Source organism: Algibacter pectinivorans, assembly GCF_900112595.1.
In the GTDB taxonomy this organism is placed as follows: Bacteria; Bacteroidota; Bacteroidia; order Flavobacteriales; family Flavobacteriaceae; genus Algibacter_B; species Algibacter_B pectinivorans.
In genome coordinates, this window is record NZ_FOMI01000002.1 from 113,209 (window position 1) to 128,915 (window position 15,707).

At 34.6% G+C, this 15,707-nt stretch carries 12 protein-coding genes; 8 read left to right on the forward strand and 4 right to left on the reverse strand.

What is annotated here, in order from left to right:
- Positions 1-43: 43 nt before the first annotated feature.
- The 5 genes from glmS (at position 44) to BMY96_RS03165 (ending at position 8,622) form a co-directional block, all read left to right on the forward strand.
- Positions 44-1,897: a glutamine--fructose-6-phosphate transaminase (isomerizing) gene (glmS, locus tag BMY96_RS03145; RefSeq protein ID WP_092848989.1), complete on the forward strand. Its 1,854-nt coding sequence runs from the start codon at positions 44-46 to the stop codon at positions 1,895-1,897.
- 217 nt (positions 1,898-2,114) lie between these two features.
- Positions 2,115-4,874 (forward strand): TonB-dependent receptor, encoded by a 2,760-nt coding sequence (locus tag BMY96_RS03150; RefSeq protein ID WP_092848991.1) that lies wholly within the window; start codon positions 2,115-2,117, stop codon positions 4,872-4,874.
- Positions 4,875-4,884: 10 nt separating this feature from the next.
- On the forward strand, positions 4,885-6,546 hold the full coding sequence (locus BMY96_RS03155) for a G-D-S-L family lipolytic protein (RefSeq protein WP_245750528.1): 1,662 nt from the start codon (positions 4,885-4,887) through the stop codon (positions 6,544-6,546).
- Between the two features lie 169 nt (positions 6,547-6,715).
- Positions 6,716-8,224, forward strand: coding sequence for a F0F1 ATP synthase subunit beta (atpD, locus tag BMY96_RS03160; RefSeq protein ID WP_092848996.1), 1,509 nt, complete (start codon positions 6,716-6,718; stop codon positions 8,222-8,224).
- Between the two features lie 104 nt (positions 8,225-8,328).
- Entirely contained in the window at positions 8,329-8,622 is a 294-nt protein-coding gene (locus tag BMY96_RS03165; RefSeq protein WP_092848998.1) for a F0F1 ATP synthase subunit delta/epsilon, read from the forward strand.
- Between the two features lie 88 nt (positions 8,623-8,710).
- Here the strand turns inward: BMY96_RS03165 and BMY96_RS03170 are convergent, their stop codons facing one another.
- From BMY96_RS03170 to BMY96_RS03180, 3 genes are all read right to left on the reverse strand, one after another.
- A complete protein-coding gene (locus BMY96_RS03170; RefSeq protein ID WP_092849000.1) occupies positions 8,711-9,151 on the reverse strand; it encodes a LexA family protein in 441 nt (146 codons plus the stop codon).
- 204 nt (positions 9,152-9,355) lie between these two features.
- Positions 9,356-9,781, reverse strand: a complete 426-nt coding sequence (locus BMY96_RS03175) for a DUF3157 family protein (RefSeq protein ID WP_092849002.1) — start codon at positions 9,779-9,781, stop codon at positions 9,356-9,358.
- A gap of 281 nt (positions 9,782-10,062) precedes the next feature.
- Complete coding sequence (locus BMY96_RS03180; protein WP_092849005.1) at positions 10,063-11,565, reverse strand: aminotransferase-like domain-containing protein; 1,503 nt, start codon at positions 11,563-11,565, stop codon at positions 10,063-10,065.
- Positions 11,566-11,638: 73 nt separating this feature from the next.
- Between BMY96_RS03180 and BMY96_RS03185 the strand changes: the two genes are divergently transcribed.
- The 3 genes from BMY96_RS03185 (at position 11,639) to BMY96_RS03195 (ending at position 15,143) form a co-directional block, all read left to right on the forward strand.
- Positions 11,639-13,462, forward strand: coding sequence for a TonB-dependent receptor plug domain-containing protein (locus BMY96_RS03185; protein ID WP_092849007.1), 1,824 nt, complete (start codon positions 11,639-11,641; stop codon positions 13,460-13,462).
- Between the two features lie 94 nt (positions 13,463-13,556).
- Complete coding sequence (locus BMY96_RS03190; RefSeq protein ID WP_092849010.1) at positions 13,557-14,417, forward strand: cupin-like domain-containing protein; 861 nt, start codon at positions 13,557-13,559, stop codon at positions 14,415-14,417.
- A 210-nt stretch (positions 14,418-14,627) separates the two neighbouring features.
- Positions 14,628-15,143, forward strand: coding sequence for a DUF6646 family protein (locus BMY96_RS03195; RefSeq protein ID WP_092849012.1), 516 nt, complete (start codon positions 14,628-14,630; stop codon positions 15,141-15,143).
- Between the two features lie 66 nt (positions 15,144-15,209).
- On the opposite strand, the gene BMY96_RS03200 is transcribed toward BMY96_RS03195, so the two are convergent.
- Complete coding sequence (locus tag BMY96_RS03200) at positions 15,210-15,683, reverse strand: regulatory protein RecX (protein ID WP_175473502.1); 474 nt, start codon at positions 15,681-15,683, stop codon at positions 15,210-15,212.
- Positions 15,684-15,707: the final 24 nt, after the last annotated feature.

Consider the following 15,707-nt stretch of genomic DNA (forward strand, 5'->3'; position numbering starts at 1 on the left):
TTTGCTACTAATAATTTTAATCCCAAAATCAAATTAAAAAATCATGTGTGGAATTGTTGGATATATTGGACCACGAGAAGCTTACCCTATTGTAATCGAAGGACTTAAACGTCTAGAATACAGAGGCTACGATAGTGCAGGAATTGCATTGTTTGATGGTACAAATCTAAAAGTATCAAAAACAAAAGGAAAAGTAGCCGATTTAGAAACAAGAGCTACTCAAGAAATTTCCAAAACAGGAAATGTTGGAATTGGACATACACGTTGGGCAACACATGGTGTTCCAAACGACGTTAACTCGCATCCACATCTTTCTAATTCTGGTGATCTAGTAATTATTCATAATGGAATAATTGAAAATTACGATGCTCTTAAACAAGAATTAATTAAAAGAGGCTACACTTTTCAATCTGATACAGATACAGAAGTACTAATCAACTTAATAGAAGATGTTAAAAAACAAGAAGGCGTAAAGCTTGGAAAAGCAGTTCAAATAGCACTAAATCAAGTTATTGGTGCATACGCTATTGCTGTTTTCGATAAAAACAAACCTGAAGAAGTTGTAGTAGCTCGTTTAGGAAGTCCACTTGCTATTGGTATTGGTAAAAATGAAGACGAATTTTTTATTGCAAGTGACGCCTCACCTTTTATAGAATATACTAAAAATGCTATTTATCTTGAAGATGAAGAAATGGCCGTTATTAGGTTTCACAAAGGTGTAAAAGTTAGAAAAATTAAAGACGACACATTAGTAGACACCTACATACAAGAGCTTCAATTAAATTTAGAGCAGATCGAAAAAGGTGGATACGACCATTTCATGCTAAAAGAAATACACGAACAACCAAAAGCGATAACAGATACTTATAGAGGTAGACTTTTAAGAAACGAAGCCATAATAAAAATGGCAGGAGTGGAAGATAACATGAAAAAGTTTCTTAACGCCAACCGTATTATTATAGTAGCCTGCGGAACATCATGGCATGCAGGACTAGTTGCCGAATATATTTTTGAAGATTTAGCACGTATTCCGGTAGAAGTAGAATACGCCTCAGAATTTAGATACCGAAACCCTGTAATAAGAGAAGACGACATAGTAATTGCCATTTCTCAATCTGGAGAAACTGCCGATACATTAGCCGCCATAAAATTAGCAAAATCTAAAGGGGCTTTTGTATTTGGTGTTTGTAATGTTGTAGGCTCTTCAATATCTAGAGAGTCTCATGCTGGTGCATATACACATGCTGGCCCAGAAATTGGTGTAGCATCAACAAAAGCTTTTACAACGCAAATAACAGTTCTAACTTTAATTGCATTAAGACTGGCCAGAGCTAAAGGAACCATTACAAGTTCAGATTTTCGTCAGCATTTATTAGAGCTAGAAATGATTCCTAAAAAAGTAGAAAAAGCACTACAATCAGATAACAATATAAAAATCATTTCGGATGCATATAAAAACGTTAGTAACTTTTTATATTTAGGACGTGGCTACAATTTCCCTGTAGCACTAGAAGGCGCACTTAAATTAAAAGAAATTTCATATATACATGCCGAAGGATACCCTGCAGCAGAAATGAAACACGGCCCAATTGCCTTAATAGATGAAAATATGCCTATTGTTGTTATTGCTACCAAAAAAGGACATTATGAAAAAGTAGTAAGCAATATTCAAGAAATTAAATCTAGAAAAGGAAAAATTATTGGAATCGTAACCGAAGGTGACGTTCAAGTTAAAAATCTAGCAGACCATGTTATTGAAGTTCCAGAAACGTTAGAATCACTTACCCCACTGCTAACTACAATTCCATTGCAACTTTTGTCCTACCATATAGCCGTAATGCTAAATAAAAATGTAGATCAACCAAGAAACTTAGCTAAATCAGTTACGGTAGAGTAAAAAAACATATTCTTTGTAAACACATTGAAAAATTTCCATGCTTAGCCAAAGCATGGAAATTCTAGTTTTAAAGCCTTTTTTTTAAAAATTTAATAATAAATACATACTTTTTTTGCTAAAATATACTATGCGTGCATAATTTTTTATATTTTTATACACTTGCATTATATAATATTTATATATTATCTTGTTATTAAACTAAAACTTTAAAAAATAAATGAAGACAATTCTCCCCTTATTACTGCTATTATTTTGTGGATTTTCTTTTTCGCAAACAACAATTACAGGTACAGTAGTCGATGATAATAGCCAACCCATTCCGGGAGCCAACATTATTATTGTTGGTACATCTACAGGAAACATAACTGATTTTGATGGTAATTTTACCCTCACTACAAATTTAAACCCTCCTTTTACACTACAAGCTAGTAGCGTTGGGTTTGAAACGGCAACAGAAGACATTACTTCAAATAACCAAAAAGTGAACTTCATTTTAAAAGAAGGTAACGCTTTAGACGAAGTTGTAATTTCAGCCTCTAGAACACCAGAGCGTATTTTTGAATCTCCGGTAACAGTAGAGCGTTTTGGACTTAAACAAATAAAAAACACAACCTCTGCCGATTTTTATGGCGGTTTAGAAAACCTTAAAGGTGTCGATGTAAATACCAACAGTTTAACTTTTAAATCGGTTAATACTAGAGGTTTTGCTACGTTTGCTAATAACAGATTTATGCAATTAGTAGACGGAATGGACAACTCTACCCCTGCATTAAACTTTCCAATTGGTAACTTGGTTGGTATGACAGAAACCGATGTGTTAAGCGTAGAGCTATTACCGGGTGCGTCTTCTGCATTATATGGTGCAAATGCCTTTAATGGTATTTTATTTATGCGTAGTAAAAACCCTTTCGACCATCAAGGTATTAGTGCTTCAATAAAAAGAGGTATTACTTCTCAAGAATCTGCAGGAGATAACGCTTACACAGATCTTAGTTTTAGAGCTGGTTACAAATTCAGCGAAAAAATAGCTGCTAAAATTAACTTTGGTTACTTAAAAGGAACCGATTGGGCAGCAACTAGCGAAACCGATAAAATTAATCCAAACAACACCAGAGCTAATCTTGATTACGACGGAATTAATGTTTATGGAGATGAAGTTTCTGCAAATATTAGAACCGAAGCCCCTGCCAGTGTAAAAGGCATTATTCCAGATGTTGTGGTTAGTAGAACTGGTTATAACGAAAGAGATTTAACTAACTATAATGCAGAAAGTATTAAATCGGATTGGGGTTTATATTACCGCCCTTGGGAAAACGATTTTGAAGTATCTTACGTTGGAAAAATAGGAACAGGATCAACCATTTATCAAGGTACAAACAGATATAACATTGCAAACTTCTTTCAACAACAACATAAACTAGAATTTAAAAATGATAATTTCTTTTTAAGAGGTTATGTGGTTACCGATAAAGCAGGAGACTCTTACGATATGGTCTTTACAGGTATTAATATCAATAGAGCATGGAAAAGTGACGAACAATGGTTTGAAGAATATATTGGCACGTATGCCGAAGCAACCCTAGGTGGTGCCACTGAAGCAGAATCTCATGCAGCAGCAAGAGCTCAAGCTGAATCTGGACGTTACTTACCAGGTACTCCAGAATATCAAGCAGCATTTAACAGAAGTATTAACGACCCAGATTTAAGTACGGGTTCTAAATTTCAAGATGCATCGAAATATTACCATTCAGACGCTAACTACAATTTTAGTCATTTAATCGATTTTGCCGAAATTCAAGTAGGTGGCTCTTACAGAAGGTACAGTTTAAACTCTTCCGGAACGATTTATACCGATCTAGAAGGTCCAATAGATTATTCAGAATTTGGTATTTATACTCAAATTCAAAAGAATTTAGAATTAAATGATGACCTAGAATTAAAATTAACAGGGTCTGTGCGTTACGATAAATCTCAATTTTTTGATGGTTTCTTTTCACCAAGAATATCTGCGGGTTTAACCGTTAATCAAAACCACAACATTCGTGCTTCTGTACAAACAGGATTTAGAAACCCCACAACACAAGATTTATTTATTGGTTTAGATGCTGGTAGAGCTATTTTAGTAGGTTCGGCTCCAGAGAATTTAGACAGATATGTTAGAACTTTTAATGTTAGTGATGAAGGGCAAATTGCATTTGGACAAGATGCTACAGTTACACAAACAGGACGTGTTGCTTATGAGAATTCTTATACGGCAAGCTCTGTACAAGCCTTATCAGATACAGGAAACCCTGCTGTTCTTGAGGTTTCTAACCCGGATATTATTAAACCAGAGCAAGTATCGTCTGCAGAAATTGGATATCGTGGTAAGTTCAAAAACTTAATTGTTGATTTTAGTACATATTACAACAAGTATAAAGACTTTATTTCTCAAGAGGTTGTTATATCGCCTTACTATGGTACCGTAGGCTCTCCTGATGGATTAGCTGTAGCAGCCATTGCAAACAAAGATTTTCAAGCCTACAGTACGTACACCAATTCCGAAGCCGATGTAAACTCTTATGGTGCATCAATTGGATTAACAACTAAAGTATTTGGTGATTTTGATTTAAGCGGAAGTTATACCTATGCTAAACTCGATTTTGATAGAAATAAATATCCAGACTTCGCAACAAACTTTAATACGCCAGAACACAAATTTAAAGCCTCATTTGGAAATACTGAATTATTTAAAAACTTTGGTTTTAATGTAAATTACAGGTTTAGTGATGACTATTTCTGGGAAGCCACATTTGGTAATGGTTTAGTACCAGAATACCATGTGGTTGATGCTCAAATCAATTTAAGAGTACCTAGCTTTAAATCTACGTTCAAAGCAGGAGCTACAAATCTTTTAGGAGATGAGTACTTTACGGCTTTTGGTACTGGCTTTATTGGCTCAATGTACTATGTATCTTGGACTATTAATAACCTATAAAAAAACAAACATGAAAAATATAAAATATTTAACTTTAATATTTGGTATTACTGCTTTTGTTGGCTGTAATGAACCAGAAGATGTCCTTAAAGACACTAATATTGAACCAGAAGAAGTTGTTACATTACCAGAACTAGTTTCAGGGTCAGTAGATTTTTCAACTTACGTTTCAGTAGGAAACTCACTTACTGCAGGATTTACTGATAATGCTTTATTTAAAGCTTCTCAAGAAAATTCATTTCCAAATATCTTAGCTCAAAAATTTAAAATGCTAGGAGGAGGAAATTTTACCCAACCACTAACCAATGACAATATCGGAGGCCTAGTTATAGGTGGCAACACTATAATTAACCCTGAAACAGGAGAACAACTATTCAAACCAAGATTAGTAACAACTGGTGGAGCACCTCAAGATTTAGCAGATGTAATTGGCCCCATAACACCTACAACAGATATTGCAATAAACAACCCAACAGGACCTTTCAATAATATGGGAGTTCCTGGGGCAAGAAGCTTTCATATGATTGCTCCTGGTTATGGCAACATTGCAAACTTTCCAGTAGCAGCTAACCCTTACTTTATTAGAATGACGGGTACCACACCAAATGCTAGTATATTAGAACTAGCAATGGCACAATCGCCAACGTTTTTTACACTTTGGGCTGGAAATAACGACGTTTTAGGCTATGCAACTTCTGGTGGAGATGGATCGAGTCCTATTTCAGACAAAGCAACTTTCGATTTTGCAATATCTACACTAATTACAAGTTTAACTTCTGGTGGAGCAAAAGGTGTTGTAGCTAATATTCCTTATGTAACAAATATACCTCACTTTACAACAGTACCTTATAACGCTCTAAATCCAAATGATGAAGAAACCGGACCACAATTTAAAGCTCAAATCCCATTACTAAATACTGTTTATGGCACACTAAATCAAATATTTGCAGTATTAGATCCTTCGAGAACAATTGTGTTTTCTGAAACAGAAGCCAGTGGCGTTGTTATTTACGATGAGACACTAGACGATTTATCTAACGAAATTGCAGGAGCGTTAGGAAATAACCCTGCATTTCCTTTGTTTGTACAATCTCTTGGTTTAGAAACAGACGATGCCCCACTAGTGGCATTGTTACTAGGAAATGCTTATGGTCAAGCAAGACAAGCAAACGAAAATGACTTGTTAGTTTTACCTAGTAATTCCATTATAGGTGAGGTGAATGAATTTTCATATCAATCCCTATTAGCATTAGATTTACCACCTGTGTTGGCAGCGCAGTTTTCAATAGAAGGTATCACACTACCTTTAATTGATAAATGGGTACTACTACCAAGCGAACAAGCCGAGATTAAAACCGCTACCGACGACTTTAACACAACTATTCAAACCGCAGCAAATAATGCAGGTTTAGCCTATGTTAACACCAATGCCTTACTAACAAACCTAGCAACTAGCGGTATTACATCCAACAATTTTACCTTAACTTCAAACCTAGTAACAGGCGGTGCATTTTCGCTAGACGGTGTACATCTTACTTCTAGAGGATATGCTATGATTGCCAATGAATTTATGAAAGCCATTGATGCAACCTACGGAACTAACTTTGAAGCTTCAGGAAATTTAGTTAACATTGGAAATTATCCAACAAACTATTCTCCATTATTACAATAAAATAGAAGCCAAAATATACTATAAAAACACCTTCAAATAGAAGGTGTTTTTTTTGATGTAAAAAAGCTGTAAAAACAACTTTCATTTTAAATTAAAAAATATATCTTTGCACGCGAAAACTTAAAGTGTTTTTATAGAATTAAAACGCATAATATTAAATACATAAGTAATGTCTAAAGTTACAGGTAAAGTTGCACAAATAGTTGGACCAGTTATCGATGTTGAATTCGCGGCTGGAACAGAACTTCCAAAAATTTACGATTCATTAGAAATTAAAAAAGCAGATGGTTCGCTTTTAGTATTAGAGGTACAATCTCATATTGGAGAAGATACTGTACGTACTATTGCAATGGACTCTTCTGATGGTTTAAGCAGAGGTACAGAAGTTACTGCAACTGGTGCTCCTATACAAATGCCTATTGGCGATGATGTTTATGGACGTTTATTTAATGTAATTGGAGATGCTATTGATGGTCTTGGAGATTTACCTAAAGCTGGAGAAGCTGGGTTACCAATTCACCGTCAAGCTCCAAAATTTGAAGATTTATCAACTTCTACTGAAGTTTTATTTACTGGTATTAAAGTAATCGATTTAATTGAGCCTTATGCAAAAGGTGGTAAAATTGGTTTATTTGGTGGTGCTGGTGTAGGTAAAACAGTATTAATTCAGGAATTAATTAACAATATTGCAAAAGGACACGGTGGTTTATCTGTATTTGCTGGAGTGGGTGAAAGAACTCGTGAAGGGAACGATTTACTTCGTGAAATGTTAGAGTCTGGAATTATCCGTTATGGAGATGATTTTATGCACTCTATGGAAGATGGTGGATGGGATTTATCTAAAGTGGATAAATCTAAAATGAAAGAATCGAAAGCTACTTTCGTATTCGGACAAATGAATGAGCCTCCTGGAGCACGTGCACGTGTTGCCTTATCTGGTTTAACTATTGCTGAGTATTTCCGTGATGGTGCTGGTGAAGGACAAGGAAAAGATGTATTATTTTTCGTAGATAATATCTTCCGTTTTACACAAGCTGGTTCTGAGGTATCTGCATTATTAGGTCGTATGCCTTCTGCGGTAGGTTACCAACCAACATTAGCAACCGAGATGGGTGCTATGCAAGAGCGTATTACGTCAACAAAAAGAGGTTCTATTACATCTGTACAAGCGGTTTACGTACCTGCGGATGATTTAACGGATCCTGCGCCTGCTACAACCTTTGCTCACTTAGATGCAACAACTGTATTATCTCGTAAAATTGCCGAGTTAGGTATTTACCCTGCGGTAGATCCTTTAGATTCTACATCAAGAATTTTAACGGCCGAAATTTTAGGTAATGAGCATTACGCTTGTGCACAACGTGTTAAAGAGTTATTACAACGTTATAAAGAATTACAAGATATTATTGCTATTCTTGGTATGGAAGAGTTATCTGAAGAAGATAAATTAGCCGTAGGTAGAGCAAGACGTGTACAACGTTTCTTATCTCAACCGTTCCACGTAGCAGAACAGTTTACTGGTATTCCTGGTGTATTAGTTGATATTAAAGAAACTATTAAAGGATTTAATATGATTATGGATGGTAAATTAGATCATTTACCAGAAGCAGCATTTAACCTTAAAGGAACCATTGAAGAAGCTATTGAAGCTGGAGATAAAATGCTTGCAGAGGCGTAAACCAAAAGCAAGTGCTGAATTTATTTCAGCATCTTTTAAATTGAATATCGAATAAAATTAAAAAGACTCTGAAATAAATTCAGGGTAGTTAAACAAGTTTAACTATGTATTTAGAAATAGTATCGCCAGAGGCCACATTATTTAGCAGCGAAGTTGATTCTGTAGCTGTTCCAGGTGTAAATGGTGAATTTCAAATGTTAGATAATCACGCGCCTATAGTTTCTGTATTAAAGGAGGGTGTTATTAAAATTCATACACATTCACAAAGCCATCTAGAATTTGATGCTTTACACTCAGAAGTTATTCCACATAACGATGATGATAAAGTATTAACAGTGAAAATTAATTCTGGTACACTTGAAATGAAAGATAATAAAGCTATCATTTTAGCCGATTAATTTTATTTTAAATATTGATATATAAAAAACGCAAAGCTTTAGCTTTGCGTTTTTTTTTATGTTTATACTCTTTTTTATATTTAAACTATTAAACTTTTTTAATCACATTGGTAACAATACCCCAAATAACAAAGTTGTTAGCCTCGGTAATTTTAATAATTGGATAGTTTGGGTTTTCGGGTTGTAGCCACATTCCGTCTCTATCGACTCTTAAACGTTTTACGGTAAATTCGCCATCTAGAAAACATACTGCAATTTTATTATTTGCAGGTTCTAAGCTTCTATCTATTACTAATAAATCGTTATCATCTAGTCCTGCTCCTATCATGGATTGTCCGCTTACTCGCGCATAAAAGGTGGTTTCTTTATTTCTTACCAGTTCGTTATCTAAGGATAAACGCTGCTCCCTAAAATCGTCGGTTGGTGCTGGAAATCCTGCCGAAATTCCTGTATCGAAAAAAAGTGCACCCGGAGTCTGTGTTGATTCTGGTAAAAAAATATCTAACGAGTTCGTATTTAGTCCTATCATAAATTAAAGATTTAACTAGCACTTTAGTGCGCTAGGGATTGAGCGGCTTGTTTGAAATCCTTTTTGTTTTCCGCAAAAAGATTGAGTTGCTAAGGCCGACCCCCTACCTACCGGCAGGCGCCCAAATTAATTTTCTGCTTCTAAATTTAATTTAAATTTTTGAAATATCTAGTTTTAATATGTATTATAGTCCTAAAAAAATTCCTACTTTTTAATAATGGTGCTGCCTATACGCTTATAGGCAACAGGTATTCCGTTGGCACAAAATTGATATGTTGCTTTCGATTTTTGTTCGGAAACGGATAGCAGTAAAACATCTTCTACCGTACAGTTATTATCTTTTGCAACTTTAGCTTTTACGTGACTTATTGTAGCGCGTCCTTTTTTTAATTGGGCTTGTATTTTACTATTTAAAGCAGGCTCCTTAAAATCTGCTGCTAAATTACAGCCTGCATCGGGTTTTAAAGGTGTTTTAATGCTGGTTAATACAGATTGCCCATCCATATACTCCCAAGTAAAATCGGCTTTAAGTAATACGCGTCTACCATCCTCTGTATTTACTATCTCATTATTTTGTGCACATACAAAAGTTGAAACGAGAATACTTAAAAGAAAAAAATATGTTTTCATGAAGGGAGCTTTATAAGATTATTTGTACCACCAAAAATACAATTTAAAATTTATTATGTTTTAAAAAAAATAGAGCCATGAAGAATACAGAATTTCAAATTTCTAAGTAATAAACTGAATTACACGAGTCCTCCTTTAGCTAAAAATTCTATCCATTCCATTATATATAAACGATTGCGATACCCAAAGTTTGTAACAACATTAATATTGTTAGTCTCTATATTAGTTCTCGATACATTTTTTTTATCAAAAAAATCACTCGAACTGACACTTCCCAACTCTTATTTGCTATTAAAACTTATTCCAATCACCTCATTATAGGCCATTTTTAGTTTCTTAACCACGAGTTCTATTTCTGCTTCGTTAAAATGCCCAAAACCAAAGCGAATAGCACAGGTATCTTTATTTTGATATAGCGTGGTATTAGGTAGGTATAAATCGTTTTTTTCGGCTTCTTCGGCTAATTGCACTAAAGATATTTTGGGTTCAAATTGTAACCAAATTGCTAGTCCGCCAGATGGTAAATCCCAATGCACTGTGTCTTTAAATTGCTTTGTTAATTCCCTACATAAATAATCGCGCCGTTGTTTATAGATAACAATATTCTTTTTAAGTAGGCGATAAATTTCGCCTTCCATAATTAACTCAGCTAACATTTGTTCCTGTATCACATCGCCCTGCTTATCTAGTAATTTTAAATAATTTTTAGCTTCTTTAATTAAACTCTCGGGCGCTACAACAAAACCCACTTGAAAACTAGGAAATAAGGATTGCCCCAACTTGCCTAAATAAATAACCATGCCATTAGCATCGGCACTAGCCATTGGTAACATAGCAGAACCTTCAAACTGAAAATCGTAATCGAAATCATCTTCAATTATAGCAAATTGGTAAGCTTTGGCTAAGGCTAACAATTTTATACGGCGTTCTGCACTTAGTGTTGTTGTGGTTGGGTAATGCCTGTGTGCACAAACATAAACGCACCTAATACTACCTTTTACAAAATGTGTTTTTATATAATCTACATCCAATCCATGTTTATCCACAGGAATTGTAGTAATATGGGCTCCTGCCTGCTGAAAAATCATGTTAGCCGCATAATTACTTAAATGCCCCACCAAAACCACATCATTTTGTTGTATTAAAAGTTGCGACACAATATACAAACTCATTTCTGTACTTCGGGTACTTAAAAGATTACTAGGTTGTATATGGAAACCGCGTGTGGCGTTTAAATAATTACACAACTGCATTTCGAAAAGCGAATAGGAAGACTCATTCCATTTACTAACCAACGATTTTCGTTTCATTACCGCACTATACCATCTAGAAAACTGGTGTACAGGATGCAATCTTAAATCTGTCGAACCTTCATTTATACTATATTTAGCCTTGGTAACCTTAGCACTTGAGGCCAAATTAAAAGACGACTGAAAAGGAAACCCTGTAGTAGTAGAGTATGTATTGGCTTGATCTATTTGTTGTGCATTAGCTTTTATTTTTGCCGTAGTTTGCTCGGGCACCAAAACAAAGGTGCCTTTATTGGGTATAATATTTACCCAACCTTGCGAGGCTAACTCATCGTAAACCGCAACAACCGTGTTTCTATGTATTTTTAAAACCTTACTTAAAACGCGGGTTCCGGGTAAAACGGTACCCTTTGTTAAATAGCCACGTTGTATGGCATTTATAACTTGCTGCGCTATTTGGATGTATACAGGCTGCGCACTCAATTTGTCGAATTCAATTAACTGATTTAAAAGCTGGCTAACCGGACTATTCATTGTTTTAAAACTGGACTAGTTTAATCGTCCGGAAAGTTACGACTTTTGCTGCGCTTTAAACAAAAAAAAAACAATGAAGTCTTTATACACCGTATTTGCAATTACTTGTCTTACTATTTTTGGACAGGCTCAAAACAACACTGTAAAAACAGATTCGCTACAAGAAATAGTAATTAATTCTTCTAGAATTAACTTACCATTTAAAGAAAACTCTAGAACTATAGATATTATTTCTTCAGAAGATATTAAAAATAGCGCATCAACAAACTTTGCCGATTTACTACAACAAGTTGCTGGCATAGATATAAGACGCCGAGGAACTGCTGGTAGTCAAGCCGATTTATATATACGCGGTGGTACTTTTGACCAAACATTACTTTTAATAGATGGTATAAAAATGGACGATGCCCAAACCGGGCACCATACCATGAACGCCGCTTTACCACTTGAAGTTATAGAACGTATTGAAATTATTAAAGGACCAGCAGCCCGTGTTTTTGGACAAAATGCTTTTAATGGAGCCATTAATATAGTTACTAAAAAAGAATTAAACAATTCGGTTTCGGTAAAAACAGAAACTGGATCTTTTGGGCAGTTAAACGCTGGTGTTACCGTTGGTGCAGACCTCGATAACTCTTCGCATATTGTGCATGTAGATAAAATAACATCGGCAGGTTACCGCCATAATACCGATTACGATAACAGCAACTATTTTGTAAAAAGTGTTTTTAATAAAAACAGAAAAGCCATTGAAATGATTGCTACATTTCAAGAACGAAAGTTTGGTGCTAATGGATTTTATGCTAGAGAAAGCGCTACAGAGCAATACGAAGAAACCCAAAACAGTTTAATTGGTTTTAGCACAGTCTTTAATACCAAAAACATAACACTTAAACCTCGCGTATACTGGAAACGTAATCAAGACGAGTACGTATTTTTAAGAAACGACCCAACGGTTTACAGAAATTTACATATTACCAATAAAATTGGTGCAGAACTTAATGGTAACTATACATCCAAAGCTGGAATAACTGGTTTTGGTGTAGATATATCACAAATATATATAACTAGTAACAATCTAGGAAACCGTAATCGTTTTATGACTACCTTGTTCTTAGAACATGCCTTTAAGCTAGCAAACCAAAAACTAGATATTACACCAGGCATTGCAGTTACCTATTTTTCAGATTTCGATTTTTATGCTTTTCCTGGTGTAGACGTAGGTTATAAAATTAGCAACCAAATAAAGGCATATGGTAATATAGGTTATACCTACAGAATACCAACTTATACAGATTTGTATTATAATGATTCTAGCACAACAGGCAACCCAGATTTAGAGGTAGAAGAGGCTTTCTCTCAAGAAATTGGCGTAAAATATTTTTCTCCTAAGTTTACAGGATCTATAGCTATTTTTAATAGAGATGCTAAAAACTTAATAGACTTTGTTCGCACAAATGCCACCGAAACCACCTTTACGGCAACCAATATCGCAGAGGTTAACACCAAAGGATTTGAAACACAATTTGATTACCATTTTAAACTAAACACTTATAAACAAACGCTTGCCTTAGGCTATAATTTTTTAGAAGACGATATTTTAAACCAAAACAAAGAGCTATCACGTTACTCTTTAAACACGCTTAAACACCATTTTACAACACGTTTAAGTACTCAATTTTTTAAAAATGTGAGTCAGAATATCATTTATAAACACGCCGAGCGTACCACTGGCGATAGCTATAACGTTTGGGATGCTTCTATTGTTTTAAAACTTAAGCAGCTAGATTTTACTTTAACTGCAAATAATATTTTTAACGCCGATTATATTGAAGCTGGTTTCGTGCCTATGCCACCAAGCAATGTACTTTTTGGACTAAACTATAAATTTAAATAATTTGGTAACCTGCCTGCCGGCAGGCAGGCGCCCAAAATACTATTTTAGTTCTAATATCGTTTTGTTAACTTTGCGATCTTAAACTAAATATACTTTGTCGTTAAACCTACAGGATATTCCGCGAGTAAAAACCCTTACTAAAGCAGATTTTTTAAAGCACTATTTTAAACCACAAAAACCTGTGGTTGTAGAGTGCTTAACCCAAGATTGGCCAGCTTATAGCAAGTGGAATTTAGAGTATATGAAGGCCGTTGGCGGCGATATAACCATTCCGCTTTACGACGACAGACCTGTAGATTATAAAGATGGTTTTAACGAGCCGCATGCCAAAATGAAACTGCGCGATTATATAGATTTATTAAAGCGCGAACCTACTAAATACCGTATTTTTTTATGGAACGCCTTAAAGGAAATACCTCAACTACAAAAGGATTTTACTTTTCCTAAACTAGGAATTAGGCTTATAAAAGGTATACCTATGCTGTTTTTTGGCGGTAAGGATTCGCATACGTTTATGCATTACGATATTGATTTGGCTAATATTTTTCATTTTCATTTTGAGGGGCAAAAACAAATTATTTTATTCGACCAAAAGCAAAACGACTTCCTGTATAAAATTCCGCATGCCTTAATTACCAGAGAAGATATCGATTTTAATAACCCCGATTTTAAAAAATGGCCTATGCTTAAAAAGGCTAAGGGTTACAAAACCGAACTTAAACATGGCGAAATGCTATACATGCCAGAAGGTTATTGGCACTATATGCGCTACATTACGCCTGGGTTTTCTATGAGTTTAAGAGCACTTGCCAGAAACCCTAAAAACTTTAGTAAAGCCGTTTATAACATTTTAATAATGCGCAATTTCGATAATGTTATGCGCCGTATTAAAGGCCAAAAATGGATAGACTGGAAAAATGAACAAGCCGTTTTAAAAACCCACAAACATTTATAAGCTTTAGCACGTAAATTTCTAGGTTTTTTAAACCTACTCTAAATAAGATAGAACTTACAAATAAACCTTTAATATTAAAAAACTTGTAATATCTTTGCCCACTAAAGTTTAAAACTTATTTCATGAAATTAACAACATTGTAAAGTGTGCGATGTTATGGAAATTTTATGGGATAAATAACATGTTACAACTAAAAACAAACACAACAAAATGAAAAATTTAATATTATTATTGACTATTCTTAGTTTTTCGGCTGCAAGCGCACAAGCTTACATTGGGCAAGGCGATAACAAATTTCAAGTAGGTGCGAATTTACAAGACAATGGTTCTGGTATTAATGTAAGTTACGATTACGGTATTGGAGAAAACATTTCTGTTGGTATATCGTCTACTTACCTTTTAGGTGTTGATGATGCTTTACAAAACAATGAAAACGAAGATTTAGATGCTAATTTCGATAACCGTTTTGATGTAAGATTTCGTTTTAACGCTAACCTAGGAAACGTTATTAATATTGACGAAAATTTTGATATTTACCCAGGTTTAAGCTTAGGTCTTAAAAACTTTGGTGGGCATTTAGGAGCTCGTTATTTCTTTACAGATGGTTTTGGTATTTACACAGAATTAAACACACCGTTTGCTAAATACAAATCGGAAACGTTAACTGCTGCCGAAACCTTACACAACCAATTTACTGTTAATTTAGGCGCTGTGTTTAACTTATAGTCCTAAAACAATTACATATTAAAAAGGCGAATTATGTTTTATACATAATTCGCCTTTTTTACGGGATTACCCCAGCAACTCTTTAGCTTTTTCGTACACTAGGTGAGTTTCCCAGCCTCGATACAACAGATAATCGATTAATTTTTTCTTTTTCTTATAAATATTTGGTTCTGTAATTAAATTGACCTTTTTCTCGGCTAAGGTATTGAAAACCTCGATATACTCCGTGTTTTCAATTTCAGCAAGTGCTTGATTTATATTAACTTTGCCTATGTCTTTTTTCTTTAATTCTAAAGTTAATCGGCGACGGCCCCAAGCCTTAATTCTAAACTTACCACTTACAAATGTTTTGGCAAAACGCTCTTCATTAAGAAAGTTATGCTCTAAAAGATGAACCATTATAACATCGATAGCCTCGGGTATCATGTGTAAAGATTCTAACTTTTTACGAACTTCTTGATGGCAACGTTCTTGATACGCGCAATAATGCTCTAGTTTTCTAGTCGCTTCTTGTACCGTATATGTTTTTTTTGTTTGCATAAGCATCAAAAATAACAATTGTTA

Excerpts from the sequence above, each read along its gene's own strand:
- BMY96_RS03165 (WP_092848998.1), top strand. The coding sequence starts at position 8,329 with ATGTATTTAGAAATAGTATCGCCAGAGGCCACATTATTTAGCAGCGAA.
- atpD (WP_092848996.1), top strand. The coding sequence starts at position 6,716 with ATGTCTAAAGTTACAGGTAAAGTTGCACAAATAGTTGGACCAGTTATC.
- BMY96_RS03195 (WP_092849012.1), top strand. The coding sequence starts at position 14,628 with ATGAAAAATTTAATATTATTATTGACTATTCTTAGTTTTTCGGCTGCA.
- BMY96_RS03170 (WP_092849000.1), bottom strand. The coding sequence starts at position 9,151 with ATGATAGGACTAAATACGAACTCGTTAGATATTTTTTTACCAGAATCA.
- BMY96_RS03185 (WP_092849007.1), top strand. The coding sequence starts at position 11,639 with ATGAAGTCTTTATACACCGTATTTGCAATTACTTGTCTTACTATTTTT.
- BMY96_RS03180 (WP_092849005.1), bottom strand. The coding sequence starts at position 11,565 with ATGAATAGTCCGGTTAGCCAGCTTTTAAATCAGTTAATTGAATTCGAC.
- BMY96_RS03155 (WP_245750528.1), top strand. The coding sequence starts at position 4,885 with ATGAAAAATATAAAATATTTAACTTTAATATTTGGTATTACTGCTTTT.
- BMY96_RS03200 (WP_175473502.1), bottom strand. The coding sequence starts at position 15,683 with ATGCAAACAAAAAAAACATATACGGTACAAGAAGCGACTAGAAAACTA.
- glmS (WP_092848989.1), top strand. The coding sequence starts at position 44 with ATGTGTGGAATTGTTGGATATATTGGACCACGAGAAGCTTACCCTATT.
- BMY96_RS03150 (WP_092848991.1), top strand. The coding sequence starts at position 2,115 with ATGAAGACAATTCTCCCCTTATTACTGCTATTATTTTGTGGATTTTCT.
- BMY96_RS03175 (WP_092849002.1), bottom strand. The coding sequence starts at position 9,781 with ATGAAAACATATTTTTTTCTTTTAAGTATTCTCGTTTCAACTTTTGTA.